Below are 16,890 nucleotides of genomic sequence, written 5' to 3' on the forward strand. Positions count from 1 at the left end.
ATTAATGAGTGGCTTATTAAGACAGTTCAAGTTGATTGTCATATTTTCCAGCAGTTAGGTTCTGCTTAACTTGCTTAAATACTTCCACAGTCCGCTCAACTTCTTCTTTGGTATGATTAGCCGTAGGAATTAACCTTAAAATAATCATTCCTTTTGGAACAACCGGATAAACAACTAGCGAACAAAATATATCATGCGTTTCTCTTAGGTCCCTTACCAATGCAGTTGCCTGATCAATTGTACCTTCTAAATAAACTGGTGTAACAGGAGATTGTGTATTGCCTATTTCCAGTCCTGCTTCTTTCAACCCTTTTTGTAGTTGTTTAGTGATGTCCCACAATTGATTTCTTAATTCTGGTTTTTCTTTGATCAAACTAAGTCGCTGGTGTAGACCAAATACTAGTGGCATCGGTAATGCTTTGGCATAAATTTGAGAGCGCATGTTGTATTTTAAATATTGTATAATTTCTTTTTTTCCAGAAACAAAAGCACCAATCGCAGCAAAAGATTTTGCGAAAGTGGCAAAGTACAAATCAATATCATCCTGAACACCCTGGCTTTCACCAGTTCCCGCACCAGTGGCTCCCATAACACCAATGCCGTGGGCATCATCAACTAGAAAAGTAAAATCATATTGTTTTTTAAAGGCGCTGATTTCTTTTAATTTCCCTGTATCTCCGCGCATGCCAAAGACCCCTTCAGTAATGACAAGTATTCCGCCATTGCTTCCATCAGTTATTTTTTTAGCCCTGATGAGTTGTTTTTCAAAATCTTCAATGTCATTATGCTTGTATACGAAGCGTTTTCCAATATGCAGCCTTAAACCATCTATTATACAAGCATGCGATTCCGAATCATAAACAACGACATCATGACGGTCAAGTAGGCTGTCTATGATTGACAACATGCCCTGATATCCATAGTTAAGTAAAAATGTATCCTCCTTACTTACAAAAGAAGAAAGCTTCTCTTCCAACATTTCATGAAGGGTGGTGTTACCAGTCATCATTCTTGCACCCATTGGATAGGCGAGGCCATATTGTTTCGCACCTTCTTCATCCGCTTTCCTTACTTCAGTACAATTTGCCAGACCCAGGTAATTATTCAAACTCCAAACTAGTTTTTGTTTACCGTTAAAAAACATTTGATTGCTTAACTCGCCTTCCAATTTTGGATAGGCGAAATAGCCATGTGCATAATGTGCATGGTCCCCTAAAGGGCCTAATTTTAATAAGTTCTTTTCTAATAAATTCATTATCTAAATTTTGTATTGATTGGTACTGCCACTTTTATTTAACGGATGCTTATTTGGTTTGTCCCTAGCGGTAATCACATGCAAATCTATTGGCTTAATGAAAGCGTTTTACAGTAAGAAATCATTGATGGACGTGATATTTATCAGTTTTTCTGTACTTGGAACCTTTTAATGGAATAGTTTTTTAATTCATGTGATAAGATCTGCTGATTATTCCTAAATTGGCTCACTCAAGGTAGTTGACATTCTTTACACGAGTAGCTGATTGGATTATTTTCTGTTTTATTAATGTAAAACGATGCGAAGCTGTCATTGAAACTTCAATAAATAACCGCCATGTTAAGACACTTGGGAGCAAAACGTACGCCTCAACATAACCTCAAATTAGCAACTTTACTGGGACTAACTGCGGGATTCGTTAATGCAGAGGGATTTTTGGGGTTTTCAGTATTAACTACTAATGTTACTGGACATGCAGCATTACTGGCAGAAAGAATTGCCCTGGCAGATTGGCATACTGCTCAGGTTGTAGCCTTATGGATGTTCCTTTTTCTGGCGGGGGCTTTTATTTCAAGCTTAATTCTTTTGTTTACCGGACATAACCAACGCTATTCTTATTCCATTGCGATCTTTATTGAAATCATTATTTTGCTTTTTTCAGCATTATATGGTCAACGATACGATGGGTCTTTAGTTTCCAAAGAAATATTTGCAGGTAGTCTACTTTTTGCAATGGGCTTGCAGAACTCTTTAGTTTCTATGATTTCTGGCTCTGTGGTAAGAACCACCCACCTTACTGGAACTTTTACCGATCTTGGTATAGAGTTAGCTCAGTTATTTGATAAAAAGAAAAATGATCATCAGGCCCTTAGAGCTAAGATCAAGCTTCGATTTGCCATTATATTCTTTTTTATGACAGGTGCTGTTTTGGGTGCTTATTTATTTCATCATGTTGGGTTTAAGGCTTTTTTTGCACCTATAAGCATCCTGATTTATGCCCTACTCTACGATGTTTTTAGAATTAAGGCTAAGCGGTTTTACAAAAAAACAACAAATTCGCTGAAAAATGCTTTAAAATCTTAACTGAGCATAGCATGACCAATTTTCTTGGTCATTAGAAAACATGATTTTTATCAATATTGCTACTGATATATTTCTGTAAAATATCTGCTTAATAGAGCTAATTTTGCATCATGGAGATAATTAAGCTTTTTGTTTAATTGCATGATTATGAGTGAAAAAGAAATAGAACCCGGCTTGTTGCCCTTGAATTATTACGTTAATGACTCGGTTTTTGATAGCTTTTTCCCAGAACAGATAAAAAAAATATCAAAAGTCCATTGGACACCCTTGGCTATTGCTAAAAAAGCGGCCTCATTTTTAGCCCCGGTGCCTGGGTCCAGAATCCTGGATATTGGCAGCGGTATTGGTAAATTCTGTATTGCTGCCGCGCATTTTTTTCCTGATTCAGAGTTCCACGGCGTGGAGCAACGAAAAGATCTATTCAATTTGGCTATTGAAGCACAACAAAGAAGTGAGGTAAATAATGTTCAATTTTTACACGGTAATTTTACAGAATTGAGCCTCGAATATTATGATAGTATTTATTTCTACAATGCATTTGCAGAGAACATGATCGATGTTGCACGTATAGACGAATCTATAGACTACTCGCCAGGTTTGTATGCCTATTATTCTAACTACTTATGTAAAGCCTTGGAAAATAAGGCAAGCGGGACAAGACTAGTTACCTACCATGGATATGAACATGAAATTCCTATAGGGTATAAAATGGTTGAACAAGACATCCGCAAACCTTTGAAAATGTGGATTAAAGAATAAAACTCCTTAATAAAAAAAATCAAAATGACTTTAGAAAATTATGCCTCCGCAGTTTTAAAACAACTTGCTGAAGCGCAAGATTACCCACAAGTGGAGCGGATTATTACTGATTCTGTAAGTCAGCTTACAAATGAAAAATATCCTTTTAGTGAATATGTGAATGAATTGGAAAAGAAAATAGAGAATTTATCTCCCTTAATTTTAAACAGTACCCAGTTCAGTTGCTATAGATATGCCCTCGTATATCTGCATAATTATATTGTGTTTCCAGAAAGAGAGTCGGTTTAATACATCCCGACCTATCCATAAAACCTAATGAATAAATCATGGAGTCCGAAGGGACGAAGGTTTAATAAGTTGTATCTTTGCATTATGAGCTTATCAGGAATTTTCCCGATTGATAAATGGAATTTCACTACTCAATCTATTCTGTCGATCCTCTCGGCTGAAGAGTATAGTTTTTTGATCGGTCGTCAGGGAGAGCAGAGGTATCAAAAAGGAGAAATTATTTTTAGAGAGGGTGTAGTGCCCTATGGAATATTTTATATTCATAGCGGAAAAGTTAAAAAATATAAGGTTGATTCCACCGGAAGGGAGCAAATCATTTATGTCGCCAATAATGGGGAACTAATTGGTTACCATGCAGTTTTGTCTGAGGAAAGATATCCGGACTTTGCAGCAGCCATGGAGAATACTGTGATCAGTTTTATCCCTAAGGATGACTTTTTAACAGTTTTAAATAGCTCTCCAATATTTGCAAATCGCTTGTTGAAATCTTTGAGTCATGAGTACTCAGTACTCGCTAATAATATTTCTGTTTTTGCCCAGCGTACTGCAGTCGAAAGGCTTGCAATTGCACTGATTGTTATGCGGGAAAAATTTAAAATAGAGACTGAGGAAGGCAAGGAAATAATTATTGATATATCGAGGAATGATCTGGCTAATATTGCAGGAATCGCTAAGGAAAACGTAATTAGATTGTTGAAGGAATTCAAATCAGAAGAAATCATCGAAACTGATGGTAGGAAGATTTGGGTCAAAGATATTGAAAGATTAATTGCAAGGTCGAATTACAAATGATTTTGTCCACATGGAGCATACAAATCAATAGCAATTTGAAAATAAGGGCTGAAAATAGCATTTTAGGCAGAACTGGAGCCACGAAATGGAGGACTTTCCCGTTCAAACGCTTTATCAAAAAGTAAACCGGTTATTTTTCCGTTTTCATGGAGTAATGGCGCGGTTTTTTCAGCATATTCTTTTCTTCTTTTTGGTAAAATAGCACAAGAATCGGGCTCTGTTGATATTCCCCTTGTGTTTAAATCTAGTGTTTCCATAACAAGGTTGCCAAGGTAAATACTGTTGCTTAAACTTCTTCTATCATCTGCAATAAAAGACATATAGACATGAAGTTTCATGCCTTTTAGTTCTGCAGGTAATTCTAAAAAATCTGTCTCTTCTGTCATGCGTGCGCCAGAAAACAGGTAATATGATTTTCCTGTTTCTTCTGCATAAACCAACAACATTGCTCTTGCGCTTCTGTCGCTCCAGTTTAATGAGGTGTCGTAAGTCCAGTTAAAGTGAACACCATCGCCTTCGGCTGTTGCAATTGGGTTTAATGGCAGCTCGATCGTTCCCTGAGTTAAACGCGCTGCAGCGTAGTTAATGCTGATGTCAGGATATTCGCCTTGAACTGCATGTAAGAGTTGATAGGATTTAGCTGCATTGTTGGGCGAAATGGGTTTGCCCTGGGCAGCTTCTTCAAAGCCTATTCGAACATAATCCGTCATACTGTTGACGAAATTATTCACTACTTCCATTCTCTTTCTTTGGATTTTCTCTCTTGGGCTTGGGGGACTTGTACGCTTTCTTTTCTTTGCCCTAACATAGGCTACTCCATACCTTACATAGCCCTCTACTGTACCGACATTGCCATTAATACCACCCAAAATACCGTTATTAATTCTTGCCATAGTTTTTTTGTTTTTTTTCTAAAAGTATGCACTAAGATCTTGATTTTCAAACTGCATGATTTTGACTGCTTGCACTTTAAAGTAATTTAATTCACAGTATATTAACGGATGTTAATCGGATGCTACTCGGCTCCAGTCGGGCAGTGTCCGAGTAATGTCCGGGTAAATGCCGGGTATAGGCCGGGTTTATAGGGTTAACTGAAAGGAAACTTTTAGGCTAAAATCCTTGGTTGTAACATTCTGGTTGCGAAACAGAAAGTCTGTTTTTTTTAACAAATGTTAAAATATTTTAAATTTTTTGATGGGTTGATTTTCTTGTTTTTGTAAAAACAGGCTACTATTTGAGATATGCAGCCAAGGGTGATTTGATTTCTTTTAATCCGTCAGCCGCAAGACGCGCGATCTCTGTTGCCCCAAATACACACAAATGACTGTCGTCTTTTTTACCTTCAGGTAGTTTGCTAAACTTACCGGGTTCAATGTATAGGAAGAGTTTTTTAGATTCTTCTGGCCCGTATTTGGTGACCAGATCCGATGATTTTTTATTCAGGTCTATTACAGGCACATTGAGCTCTTCAGCAAGTTTACGTACGGTATTTACATACTCGCCATAAGTATCTACAAGTTTTCCATCTTTACCAAAGTTTCTTCGAACCAGTGATGTGAATAGAACAGGATGGGCGCCCTTTGCTTTTGTTTCATTTATATAGTTCAACAAATTCTGACGATAGGTAGTTGCTGGATCTGTATGTCTTGCAGTGTCCGCCTTCTGATCATTCGCCCCAAACATAATGAATACATAATCGCCCGCTTTTACCTGCGCTATAACAGGTTTCCAGTGTCCTTCTGTTCTGAAGCTTTTAGAGCTTCTACCGCTGCGGGCAGCATTGTGAACAACCACATGGTCATTAAAAAACTCTGGCATCATTTGCATCCAGCCCCTGATGGGATAATTGTCTCCTCCAAACTGGGCGAGATAAGCAGGGGAGAAATCACACATGGTAGAGTCGCCTATAGCATATATATTAATCTTTTTCTGTCCGTTTTTAAAGCTCATAAACGTGAACAGTAGAAGTACGGAGATAGCTAGTGTTTTTATGGTCTGTTTCATTTTTGGTTTATTAAGTTCTGCATGACTAATATACTTTTCCTTGGCTTGTCGGAAGTTAAATCAGTCCTTAAAATTACCGGGAGCGGTTTCGATAACGTTACCGATACCGCTTGCATACATTTTTAGGCCAAATGGATATGATCCTTCATCAGAAAAATGTAATCTTGTTATAAGCGATTGCTCTATCGTCCTAAACCAGCTATAACCAAACATTATGAAAAGATTTTTACAGGTATTTTTTGTGTTGCTGCATTTTGTAGGCATTTCTTTTTCACAGCAACAAAGTCGTACAATCTCGGGTAAAGTAATGAGTCAGGCAGAAGATGAACTGTTGCCAGGTGTGTCAGTTGCCGTTAAGGGACAGACCACTGCGGTAAGTACCGATATAAACGGCGCATTTAAATTAACAGCGAAAGCTGGCGGAGAAATTACTCTGGTATTTAAATATCTGGGGTATAAAACAAGGGAAGTAAGAATTGTGGACGAAAAGGAACTGACTGTGAGACTTCAGCCGGAAGCCTATATGTTAAACGAGGTAGTTACCATAGGTTATAAAACACTGCAACGTAAGGATATTACCGGTGCGGTAGCTTCTGTTAATGCAGGACAGATGAAAGATATACCCGTCAATTCAGCAGCTGAGGCCCTTGCAGGTCGACTGGCAGGTGTCCAGATTACGGCAAATGAAGGAATGCCTGGTGCTGATGTAAGGGTATTGGTAAGGGGAGGAGGATCTATTACCCAAAATAATTCACCTTTATATGTGGTCGATGGAGTTCAGGTAGAGGATGGATTATCCAATATTTCGCCCACAGATATTGAATCCGTAGAAGTACTTAAAGATGCTTCAGAAACAGCCATTTATGGTGCGAGGGGAGCCAATGGTGTAGTGGTCATCACCACAAAAGGAGGTAAAGAAGCAAAAACAAGAGTCAGCTACGATGGTTTTCTGGGCCTGGCCCAACTGCAAAACAAACTGGAAGTGATGAGCCCTTATGATTTTGTATTGCGACAATATGAAAGATCGAGAGGCTTAACAAATACTGAAGCCGCTTTTGAACAAACATACGGTAGTTTCGCCAATATTGCGGATTACAAAAATACAGCACCAATCGACTGGCAGGAAAAAACATTTGGCCGAGATGCGGTATCACAAACACATACAGTCGCCATTACAGGCGGTGGTAAAGCAACCACTTTTAACGTTAGCTATACCAATAATTCACAGGAAGGCATTATGGTCAACTCTAAATTTAACAGGCAACTCTTCAATTTAAAGTTGGATCACAGGGCAAGCGATAAACTTCGGACAGGTTTTGGTGTGCGATATAATAATCAGAAGATCAATGGCTCAGGTGTGTCTACCAGCGAGGCAACTGCAACCTATAGTTTGCTTCGCCATACCATTAAATACAAACCCTTAAATACCAAAGGTATGAGCGACGATGTAATTGACGAGGATTACTTCAACGATACCAATACTGGAAATGGATTAGGGGTGTTAAATCCTATTCAGCTAAGCGATGCGCAGTACAGGAGCAGGCCATCTGATAACCTGAATATCAATGGATATCTCAATTATACGTTTACCAAAGGCCTTTCTTTCAGATCCACTGCCGGGGTTAATTTCAACAATACCACCATCAACGCGTTCGATGATTATTTCACATCCAATGCCAGAACAAATGGAAGTAGCCTGCCTATTGTAAACATCAATAACACCAAACGTTTTAGCCTCAACAATTCCAATGTATTTACCTATACGTATAAAAAAGGGGTAAATAACTTTAGCGCCTTGCTGGGGCAAGAGATTTACAATCTGAAAGATGAAATTAAGCTTGATCAATTGAAAATGTTTCCTTTGGGCATTACTCCCGAAAAGGCGCTTGGACAGCTTAGCCTCGGACAGAGTTCTCCGCTGTTTCCAGCTAATGTAATCAACGAGAGCCGCTTGCTTTCCTTCTTTACAGGTTTAAACTATTCCTTTAATGATAAATACCTGGCTAAGTTTACTTTCAGAACTGATGCTTCTTCAAAGTTTGCTGCCGATAAAAGATGGGGCTATTTCCCTTCAGGATCCATAGGTTGGAGAATCTCAAAAGAAGATTTTATGAAAGATGTTTCCTTTATTTCTGATCTGAAACTACGTGCCAGTTATGGAGCTTCAGGGAATAACAGGATCGGTGATTTCTTGTATCTGACAACCTTTTCTACCAATGCCAAATATGCCTTGAATGAAGTGGTGAGTCCAGGCTATAGTTCTTCCAGTCTGGCCAATAAAAATCTGAAATGGGAGACTACTGTAACGCAAAATATAGGGTTGGATATTGCCTTGTGGGACAATCGCTTGCAGCTGAACATTGATGCGTATCAAAATAAGGTTAAAGATCTTTTACTGGATGTGCGCATACCTTCCATATCAGGCTATGTTACCCAGCTCCAAAATGTTGGACAAACCTCAAACAAGGGGTTGGAGTTTCAGCTGAATGCGATACCAATACAACAGAAAAATTTCTCATGGACAACTAATTTTAACATTGCCTTTAACAGGAATAAAATTGATAAGTTATCCACTGCTTCCAGCTATCTGCCATCACCAGCTGTATCCTTTGTTTCTGGGCAGCCAGCAGATTATATTGTACAGGTGGGTAAACCTGTTGGTTCCATGTATGGCTATGTATCGGATGGGTTCTATAGTGTTAACGATTTTAATTATGATCCAGCTACGCAAATCTATACACTTAAACCTGGTGTAGCCGATGTATCTGGGGTGCTTGGAACAGCCCAGCCCGGTTGGATGAAATTGAAAGATCGTGATGGCAATAATGTTATCAATGAGAGCGATAAGGATATTATTGGGGATGCCACACCTAAATTTTCGGGAGGTTTTAACCAACAGTTTACCTATAAAAACTTCGATCTGAGCATGTTTGTAAACTTTGTGGTGGGCAACGACATTTACAATGCCAATAAAATTGAGTTTACAAATAGCTATACACCCAATACCAATATGCTGGCCGTAATGAAAGACCGCTGGAAAACCATTGATGCCAGTGGTAACCTGGTTCAAAAAGTTACTGTAGTAGGTGGTGCTGCCCAGGTTACGGGTATTCCGCCAGATCAGCTTGCCGCTTTGAACAAGGACGCAAAAATATGGCAGCCGATTACCGGTACAGGGGCTTTTTATCCAACTTCCTGGGCGGTTGAAGATGGTTCGTTTTTAAGGCTCAACAACATTACACTGGGCTATACTTTTCCTGTAAAATTAATTAGCAAGGCAAAAATCAACAGGTTAAGGGTATACGCTACAGCCAATAATGTGGCCGTAATCACAGGCTATTCAGGCTTTGATCCTGAAGTCAATGTGAGGAGCTCAAACCCGGTGACGCCGGGAGTTGATTACTCTGCCTACCCGCGTAGCCGCACGTATATATTTGGTATCAACCTTTCCCTTTAACCATAAAAGCTCAAAAGATGAAAGTAAAAATATTTTTCCCAATAGCCATGGCGCTTGTAAGTATGCTTGGCCTGAGTTCATGTAAAAAATACCTGGACGTATCACCACAATCGGCTTTTGACGAACAGTTTGTGTTCAGCAATGTGGCCAATACCACAAGTGCATTAATGGGTGTTTATGAACAGTTAACCGGCGATAACGGTTATGGTGGTCGCCTGAGTATGATGTACCCTTACGACACCGACGAGTTTATTGGAGTTACCAATGCTTCGGCACCCGACAACAATTCACGTGATTTATCCAGGTACAACCTGCAAGCTACGAACGGGCAGCTCACCTTGCCTTTTCAGCAGTTGTATACGGGAATAGAAAGGGCAAATATCTGCATCAAGAACATCCCGGCAATGGCGATGTACAACAATGGTTCTGAGACGGAAAAGCAACAGTTGAGACGTTTGTATGGCGAAGCACTGACTTTGCGTGCCCAGTTTTACCTGGAGCTGATCAGGAACTGGGGCGATCTTCCGGCTATATTTGAACCAGCAATTGATCAGTCAGATCTTTATCTGCCAAAAACGGACCGTGACCTGATTTATGACAGAATAATCGAGGACCTTAAGCTTGCTGGCGAGCTGGTTCCCTGGCGTAATGATGCCGGAGTGGGGATTGATGAACGTATTACCAAAGGGGCTGTTAAAGGATTAAGGGCTCGGATTGCGCTATATAGAGGAGGATATTCCCTTAGAAGTGCCTCCGAGCAAATGGAACGTAAACCAGACTATCTCAGTTTCTATAAAATAGCGAGGGATGAATGCGCAGAAATTATGCAACATCGCGACAAACATAATCTGAACCCAACATTTCAGGATGTATTTAAAAACTACATCGATGCTTTTAAAATTGAGCCCAATGGCGAAGTTATGTTTGAAGTGGCGATGGGGAAGGACATCAGCGGAAGGATAGGCTATTATGACGGACCACGTTTTTATGCTTCTTCTGGTACAGCACAGCTGGGTAACAGTTCTGTACGGGCGGTTCCGGTTTATTTTTATTCCTTTAATGCATTAGATACCAGGAGAGATGTTACCCTGGCACCTTACTACAACAATGCGGATAAAACCAAAGCTGTACAAACGATGGTGAATATGGTTAGCGGGAAATTCAGGGCCGATTGGTGGAACCCGGCACCTACATCTGCCAGTCAGCAAACCGGGATCAACTGGCCGATCCTGCGTTTTTCGGATGTCCTGTTAATGTTTGCCGAAGCCGAGAACGAACTGAACAGCGGACCAACGGCTGCAGCGAAATCTGCCTATGAGGAAGTTAGGAAACGGGGTTTTAAGGGTAATGAAACTGCCATAGGCACAACCCCTTCAGGCAAAGACGATTTCTTTAACGCGATTGTGGATGAACGCTATTTTGAATTTGGAGGAGAGGGGATCCGTAAGTATGATCTCATACGCTGGAATCTGCTGGCCTCGAAGATTGCCGAAACGAGAAGCAATTACACCAAAATGTTGAATAAAGTAGCCCCTTACAATAATCTTCCCCAGAGCATGTATTATAAATCGGCTTCAACAGAAGTGATCTTTAGCAATTCCCTTTATTCCCCAGCACCTGCAGCAACTCCAGTAGGTTACACGAAGGTGGCTTGGGTAAGTTCGATCACAGCTGTCTGGATTACTAATTTTGCACAGTATTTTAAACCCAATCATAGCGAGCTGTTCCCATTGCCCCAATCAGTAGTAGAGTCAAATCCAAAGCTGAAACAAGACTATGGATACTAAAGTTATGCGCGGCCTTATTGTTTTCCTGCTCTTTTGGACAGCTGCGGGAAGACTCAATGCCCAAACGGCTGCATCGGCAACCTGGGCATTAACAGCAAACCAAAACGCAACTGTGACGGGAAACATTACAGCAACAGCCCAACAGCTTTCGGGCCTATCCGTTCAAGACTACATCAGTGGAGGTCAACGAAGTCTTCCTCCAGGAAATAACTGGCCTGCCCAGACTATGCCAGACAGTACTCGATTTATGCAGTTCGTATTGAGTCCAACAAACGGCAATGATTTAAATGTCAAGTCTGTAGCGCTAATGATCAGTTTTTACGGTTCGGGGGCAGGACGTGTAAACCTGGCCTGGTCTACCGATAGCGTTCATTTTACAAATCTGACCTCAAATTTTTCCCTCTTATCCGGTACAACACCCATCGCATACACTTTTGGCGGACAGAACATTACTGTCCCCAGCGGTAAAAAAATGTATTTCAGGATTTCACCATGGACAGCCAGTGCGATAAGTAGCAAATACCTGCTCATAAAGAATCTGGTCATTACCGGAACAACAAACGTTTCCCCGGTAGCAGGCTGGACCTTAACCGCAAACCAAACTGCTACGGTAACCGGTCAAGTTTCCGCAACTGCGCAAGCACTATCCGGACTTAAGTTGAATAATTATATTTCCGGCAACGGGGGCCAACGTATTTTACCTCTGGATGGGAACTGGCCTGCAAATACTGGCCCTGATAGTAACAGGTACGTTCAATATACTGTAACACCTACAGTAGGATATAATTTTGTCGTAAACCAGGTTAAAATCCCACTGAGTTTTAATTCCTCGGCTTCTGCCCATGCTCGTATCTGTTGGTCGACAGATGGTATAACTTTTACAGATTTAAATTCTGATGTAGCCCTTGCATCGGGTTCAATACCCTCGCTAGTTACATTTGCAAACCTCAATATTCCAGTTTCAGACAACCGGACTTTTTTCCTCAGGGTTTATCCCTGGACAACCAGCGCATTCAGTGATGGCCGTTACCTGGTCTCAAAAGATGTTTCGCTTAATGGCTTTACTGAAGTTTGGTCGCAACTGGCTTTTCCCGGGGCAGAGGGGGGAGGCCGTTATGCTAAAGGCGGAAGGGGTGGCGAGGTATACTATGTAACCAACCTTAAAGATAGCCTTGCTGGGAGTTTACGTGATGCGGTATCTCAGCCAAATAGGACCGTAATCTTCAAAGTATCCGGTACGATTAACTTAAGAAGCGTCATTTCCATTACTAAGGATAACATTACCATTGCGGGACAAACTGCACCAGGTAATGGCATTTGCTTAAAGAATTATGGTTTGGGCATAAGGGCAAACAATATTATTGTGAGACACATTCGTTCCCGGCCCGGAGATGTAATTACCGTTCCCGGTGATTCTTCAAAAGTAGTAGATGCCATGTATAACAATTATGGAGAACCCATTACTCAGCCTTTTAAGAACATCATTGTCGACCACTGTTCGATGAGCTGGTCTACCGACGAAGTAGGTTCTTTCTATGCCATTTCAAACTTTACCTTGCAATGGAGTATGTTGAGCGAAAGTCTTTATCAGTCAATCCATACTAAGGGTACGCCACATGGCTACGGAGGAATTTGGGGCGGTCAAAATGCCTCTTTTCACCATAATCTCCTCGCTAGTAATTCCAACCGAAATCCCCGCTTTTCAGGTAGCACAACCAGTTTACAACCTGAATTGGAATATGCAGACTTCAGGAACAATGTTGTTTACAATTGGGTAGGTTCTCCATACGGAGGTGCTGGGGGGCATTATAACATGGTTAATAATTACCATAAAGCTGGTCCTGCAACCACAGGCGCAGCTTCAAGTTCTGCTTCAAATCGGAAAAACCGGATTTTACTATATACGAGTTACAGTACCACTTTAGCTGGAGATACTGTATTTGGAGGAAAATTCTATTTGAATGGAAATTACGTACACGGTTTTCCCGATGTTACAGCCGATAACTGGACTAAGGGGGTACAGCTAGACGGATATTACAACGCTGCGGCAATGAAAGCAGCAGGGAAGGCATTGATACCATTTCCGTACGCCCCCGTTGTAACGCAGACTGCAGAGGATGCTTTTGATGCGGTGATGAATGGCGCCGGTGCCATTTTACCGCGAAGGGATACTGTGGACAGGCGGATCATTAAAGAAACACTTACAGGTACCGCTACTTATGAAGACGCCAGTTATGTTGCTTCCGGAATGCTTCATCCATCTGGGATCATTGATAGCCAGACCACTGTTGGCGGATGGCCGGTATTAGCTAGTACAGACTATCCTATGGATACGGATAATGATGGCTTGCCCAACTGGTGGGAAAAGATGATTCAGAATTCTGCAACAGATTCGACAGGTGTAGATAAAAATACTTATGGAACCGATGGTTATACTATGCTCGAAAAATATCTGAATGGCATACCGTCGCCCGATCAGCAGGTTTCCTACTTGGGAATTGATGCTCAGAAGGGCGGGCTGGATACCGTTAAGATCAATTTCAATATCGATTGGGCAAAAGATCAGTTCAGCCTGGGGTTATATAGATCAACCGATGGCAGTACATTCACGAAGATTTCCGCAGTTACCGCTTCAATCAATCAGACGGCTTACCTGATGAAAGATAATGCAGCACCTCAGCAGTTGGTATATTATAAAATCGGGAGCAAACATTTGGATGACACGGGAGATATAGTTTACAGCAATACGGTAAGCATTGACAATAATCCTTTACTATTAGCGCGTAGTTTAAGCGTGGCTAAAATGTCGGATACTACCACCGGAATAAAAGAAAATAGAAAACTGAAGATGTATCCAAACCCTGTTTCGGGGATTTTAACGGTTAAACACGCTAAAATTAATCCATCTGCTGTGATAAATGTTTACAATATAATGGGTGAAAGAGTGATGACCAGAGCTCCACAGATGGGCATGGAGCAAACGGAAATAGATGTTACTCATCTTCCACCGGGTTCTTATATCATTGAGTTCAATAATAGTAGTGCAAGACAGAATGGAATGTTTGTGAAAATGTAAAGATATTACTTTTAAAAAAAAGGCTCTTCTTTATGAAGAGCCTTTTTTTATACTACTGAAAGTAGTTCTGCGGAAGCTTTATCGAAATAAAACCTGCAATCGGGATGTAATTGTAAAATGCTTGAAGGGTATTTATTACTAACTGGTTGTTCTAAGCTATCCTTTACTGCCTGAGCTTTCCTGCGGTCGGGTACCGAGCAGATGATGTGTTTGGATTTTAGAATCTGCTGAACCGACATGCTAATGGCCTGGGTCGGAACATCGTCAATACTTTTAAACCAGCCTTCTCCAAATTGTTGTTTGCGGCACTGTTCATCCAGGTTTACCACCAGGTAAGGGATCTGGGTTTCAAAGTCTGCCGGTGGATCATTGAATGCAAGGTGCCCGTTTTCGCCAATGCCGACTAAGGCAACATCTATAGGGTTTTGTTGAATGATCTCACCCAGACGCTTGCATTCTGCTTCTGGATTCATTTCTCCATTAACCAGATAAGCTGCCCTTAAAGGTGTAACTTTTTCAAGGAAGCGTTCTTTAAGGTATTTTCTGAAACTGGCAGGTGAAGATTCTGGTAAGCCGATGTATTCGTCCAGATGGAACATGGCCACCTTGCTCCAGTCAATGTCTTCTTTGATGAGCTGGTTTAAAGTCTCAAATTGGCTTGCCCCTGTGGCAAGGATGATGTTTGCTTTGCCATTTTTGGCAATGGTTTCCCTGATCAGATCTGCAGCGGCCTTTCCGGCTGCGATTCCAAGTTCTTCAGGACTGTTTGTTACGCTTGTTTCCATTTTATTGTATTCGTGTTTTCAATGATTTATTAGACAATAGATTTCCAATCTCCCTAAGGCAGCTCATTTATTTATTCTGGTCTTGTTTCTAAATAACCCCGGTTGTACCGCCTTTTGAAAGGGAGATGTCAACAGGCAAATTCGTCTTCCATGATCCTCCTGTAAAATCAGGAACATCAATGGAATTGGAACGGTTATTTACAGACCACTCACTCAAGGGAAGTATAGAACTCCATAGTGCTGCATCATAAACATCCTGATCTAAGGGAAGTCCGTTTCTTAGACAGTCTATGGTACGCCAGTCCATCAAAAAGTCCATTCCACCATGTCCGCCCACGGCCTTAGCCATTTCACCGATCTTTTTAACAAGGTTAGGGGTATATCTCTCTTCCATCGCTTTAAATTCGATATCAGAAAGCCAGCCTTCATGACTCGTAGAAATGCGCGCCGGCAATGGATATTTCTGAGCAGTACCCTTTGTGCCGCTAATCAGGTGCAAACGAGAATATGGCCTTGGTGAAGTTACATCGTGTTGTATCATCATTGTGCGGCCAAGGTGTGTTTTGATAGTCGTGGTACTCATGTTACCTCTGAAGGCTTTGCCCACATAAGGCTTGTAAAATGGATCCTTAGCTGCAAGTTCCTTAGCCATTTCGCCCATCATGAAGTCATTAGAAGAAACCGATACCAGGTAATTCATCTGGTCACCACGGTTGATATTCATCACCTGACATATCGGACCAAGTCCGTGCGTGGGATATAAATTGCCCTTATGTTTAACATTTTCCTTCAGTCGCCACATATCGTAATATTTGGACTTTGAAAAATTTCCTTCCAGAAGGTCATGGATATAAGCACCTTCGCAATGGATAATGTCTCCAAAAAATCCCTGCCTTGCCATGTTAAGCGTAAGCATCTCAAAAAAGTCATAGCAGCAATTTTCCAGCATCATGCAGTGCTTCTTTGTACGCTCAGAAGTTTGTACCAGTTGCCAGCATTCTTCAAGCGAGGTAGCTGCAGGGACTTCAGTACATACATGCTTGCCATGGTTCATGGCATAAACGGCCATTGGTGTATGAAGTTCCCAGGGAGTGGCTATATAGATGAGATCGATATCGTCGCGTTCACAGAGTTTTTTCCAGGCCTCTTCTTTATCCGTGTATACTACAGGTTTATGTGCAGTACGTTTTAAGTTCTGGATAGAGGCAGCCGCTTTTTCTGGACGTAAGTCACACAATGCATTAATACTTGTACCTGCAATCCTTGCCATGCGTTTTACCGCCGCTGCGCCGCGGTTACCCAATCCTATAAAACCGATACGGACTGTATCTAGTTTAGGAGCGGCATAACCACTCATATTAAATTCCTGCTTATGTATCCTTTTGGCTAGTTTAAGAATATCATCCTCTTTTGAAGTCTCAGAAATGGAAGTATAGGCCGATAAAAGACCCGAAGAGGCCAGACCAAGACCAGCCAGACCGCCAAGTTTTAAAAAATCTCTTCTATTGTTCTTCATTAATTGCGATTAAAATGGTGATGAGTTTCTTCAAATCTATTAAATGACTTTTAAGAATAGGACTATAAAACCGAATAAAATAGCGAGA

Annotated in this window: 12 protein-coding genes; 7 read left to right on the forward strand and 5 right to left on the reverse strand. The window is 41.0% G+C overall.

What is annotated here, in order from left to right:
* Positions 1-16: 16 nt before the first annotated feature.
* Complete coding sequence (locus tag BLS35_RS10650; protein WP_090780693.1) at positions 17-1,255, reverse strand: aminotransferase class I/II-fold pyridoxal phosphate-dependent enzyme; 1,239 nt, start codon at positions 1,253-1,255, stop codon at positions 17-19.
* A 336-nt stretch (positions 1,256-1,591) separates the two neighbouring features.
* On the opposite strand from BLS35_RS10650, the gene BLS35_RS10655 reads away from it, so the two are divergent.
* The 4 genes from BLS35_RS10655 (at position 1,592) to BLS35_RS10670 (ending at position 4,177) form a co-directional block, all read left to right on the forward strand.
* The gene (locus tag BLS35_RS10655; RefSeq protein WP_090780695.1) at positions 1,592-2,338 is read left to right on the forward strand and encodes a YoaK family protein; all 747 of its coding nucleotides are present in this window, start codon (positions 1,592-1,594) and stop codon (positions 2,336-2,338) included.
* Between the two features lie 147 nt (positions 2,339-2,485).
* Positions 2,486-3,097, forward strand: coding sequence for a methyltransferase domain-containing protein (locus BLS35_RS10660; protein ID WP_165973252.1), 612 nt, complete (start codon positions 2,486-2,488; stop codon positions 3,095-3,097).
* A 24-nt stretch (positions 3,098-3,121) separates the two neighbouring features.
* Positions 3,122-3,385, forward strand: coding sequence for a hypothetical protein (locus BLS35_RS10665; RefSeq protein WP_090780700.1), 264 nt, complete (start codon positions 3,122-3,124; stop codon positions 3,383-3,385).
* 27 nt (positions 3,386-3,412) lie between these two features.
* On the forward strand, positions 3,413-4,177 hold the full coding sequence (locus tag BLS35_RS10670) for a Crp/Fnr family transcriptional regulator (RefSeq protein WP_254778814.1): 765 nt from the start codon (positions 3,413-3,415) through the stop codon (positions 4,175-4,177).
* Between the two features lie 62 nt (positions 4,178-4,239).
* On the opposite strand, the gene BLS35_RS27765 is transcribed toward BLS35_RS10670, so the two are convergent.
* Positions 4,240-5,070, reverse strand: a complete 831-nt coding sequence (locus tag BLS35_RS27765) for a DUF6266 family protein (RefSeq protein WP_175459589.1) — start codon at positions 5,068-5,070, stop codon at positions 4,240-4,242.
* Between the two features lie 337 nt (positions 5,071-5,407).
* A complete protein-coding gene (locus BLS35_RS10680; RefSeq protein ID WP_090780703.1) occupies positions 5,408-6,181 on the reverse strand; it encodes a rhamnogalacturonan acetylesterase in 774 nt (257 codons plus the stop codon).
* Positions 6,182-6,395: 214 nt separating this feature from the next.
* Here BLS35_RS10680 and BLS35_RS10685 point away from each other — a divergent pair, with 214 nt between their 5' ends.
* From BLS35_RS10685 to BLS35_RS10695, 3 genes are read left to right on the forward strand one after another with little or no spacing between them, the layout of a single operon-like run.
* Positions 6,396-9,638 carry a SusC/RagA family TonB-linked outer membrane protein gene (locus tag BLS35_RS10685; RefSeq protein WP_090780705.1) on the forward strand — a complete coding sequence of 1,081 codons (3,243 nt, stop codon included), beginning with the start codon at positions 6,396-6,398 and terminating at the stop codon, positions 9,636-9,638.
* 17 nt (positions 9,639-9,655) lie between these two features.
* Positions 9,656-11,425: a RagB/SusD family nutrient uptake outer membrane protein gene (locus BLS35_RS10690; protein ID WP_090780708.1), complete on the forward strand. Its 1,770-nt coding sequence runs from the start codon at positions 9,656-9,658 to the stop codon at positions 11,423-11,425.
* Positions 11,415-14,501 carry a T9SS type A sorting domain-containing protein gene (locus BLS35_RS10695; RefSeq protein WP_254778816.1) on the forward strand — a complete coding sequence of 1,029 codons (3,087 nt, stop codon included), beginning with the start codon at positions 11,415-11,417 and terminating at the stop codon, positions 14,499-14,501. The genes BLS35_RS10690 and BLS35_RS10695 overlap by 11 nt, the downstream gene beginning before the upstream one ends.
* Before the next feature lie 47 nt (positions 14,502-14,548).
* On the opposite strand, the gene BLS35_RS10700 is transcribed toward BLS35_RS10695, so the two are convergent.
* Together BLS35_RS10700 and BLS35_RS10705 are read right to left on the reverse strand one after the other, a co-directional pair.
* Positions 14,549-15,286: a glucosamine-6-phosphate deaminase gene (locus BLS35_RS10700; RefSeq protein WP_090780710.1), complete on the reverse strand. Its 738-nt coding sequence runs from the start codon at positions 15,284-15,286 to the stop codon at positions 14,549-14,551.
* Positions 15,287-15,374: 88 nt separating this feature from the next.
* On the reverse strand, positions 15,375-16,802 hold the full coding sequence (locus BLS35_RS10705; RefSeq protein WP_090780712.1) for a Gfo/Idh/MocA family protein: 1,428 nt from the start codon (positions 16,800-16,802) through the stop codon (positions 15,375-15,377).
* Positions 16,803-16,890: the final 88 nt, after the last annotated feature.

Origin of the sequence: Pedobacter sp. ok626, from assembly GCF_900100435.1 — a bacterium.
Taxonomy (GTDB): Bacteria; Bacteroidota; Bacteroidia; order Sphingobacteriales; family Sphingobacteriaceae; genus Pedobacter.

Coding starts and splice junctions, on each gene's coding strand:
- BLS35_RS10650 (WP_090780693.1), bottom strand. CDS start 1,255: ATGAATTTATTAGAAAAGAACTTATTAAAATTAGGCCCTTTAGGGGAC.
- BLS35_RS10655 (WP_090780695.1), top strand. CDS start 1,592: ATGTTAAGACACTTGGGAGCAAAACGTACGCCTCAACATAACCTCAAA.
- BLS35_RS10660 (WP_165973252.1), top strand. CDS start 2,486: ATGAGTGAAAAAGAAATAGAACCCGGCTTGTTGCCCTTGAATTATTAC.
- BLS35_RS10665 (WP_090780700.1), top strand. CDS start 3,122: ATGACTTTAGAAAATTATGCCTCCGCAGTTTTAAAACAACTTGCTGAA.
- BLS35_RS10670 (WP_254778814.1), top strand. CDS start 3,413: ATGAATAAATCATGGAGTCCGAAGGGACGAAGGTTTAATAAGTTGTAT.
- BLS35_RS27765 (WP_175459589.1), bottom strand. CDS start 5,070: ATGGCAAGAATTAATAACGGTATTTTGGGTGGTATTAATGGCAATGTC.
- BLS35_RS10680 (WP_090780703.1), bottom strand. CDS start 6,181: ATGAAACAGACCATAAAAACACTAGCTATCTCCGTACTTCTACTGTTC.
- BLS35_RS10685 (WP_090780705.1), top strand. CDS start 6,396: ATGAAAAGATTTTTACAGGTATTTTTTGTGTTGCTGCATTTTGTAGGC.
- BLS35_RS10690 (WP_090780708.1), top strand. CDS start 9,656: ATGAAAGTAAAAATATTTTTCCCAATAGCCATGGCGCTTGTAAGTATG.
- BLS35_RS10695 (WP_254778816.1), top strand. CDS start 11,415: ATGGATACTAAAGTTATGCGCGGCCTTATTGTTTTCCTGCTCTTTTGG.
- BLS35_RS10700 (WP_090780710.1), bottom strand. CDS start 15,286: ATGGAAACAAGCGTAACAAACAGTCCTGAAGAACTTGGAATCGCAGCC.
- BLS35_RS10705 (WP_090780712.1), bottom strand. CDS start 16,802: ATGAAGAACAATAGAAGAGATTTTTTAAAACTTGGCGGTCTGGCTGGT.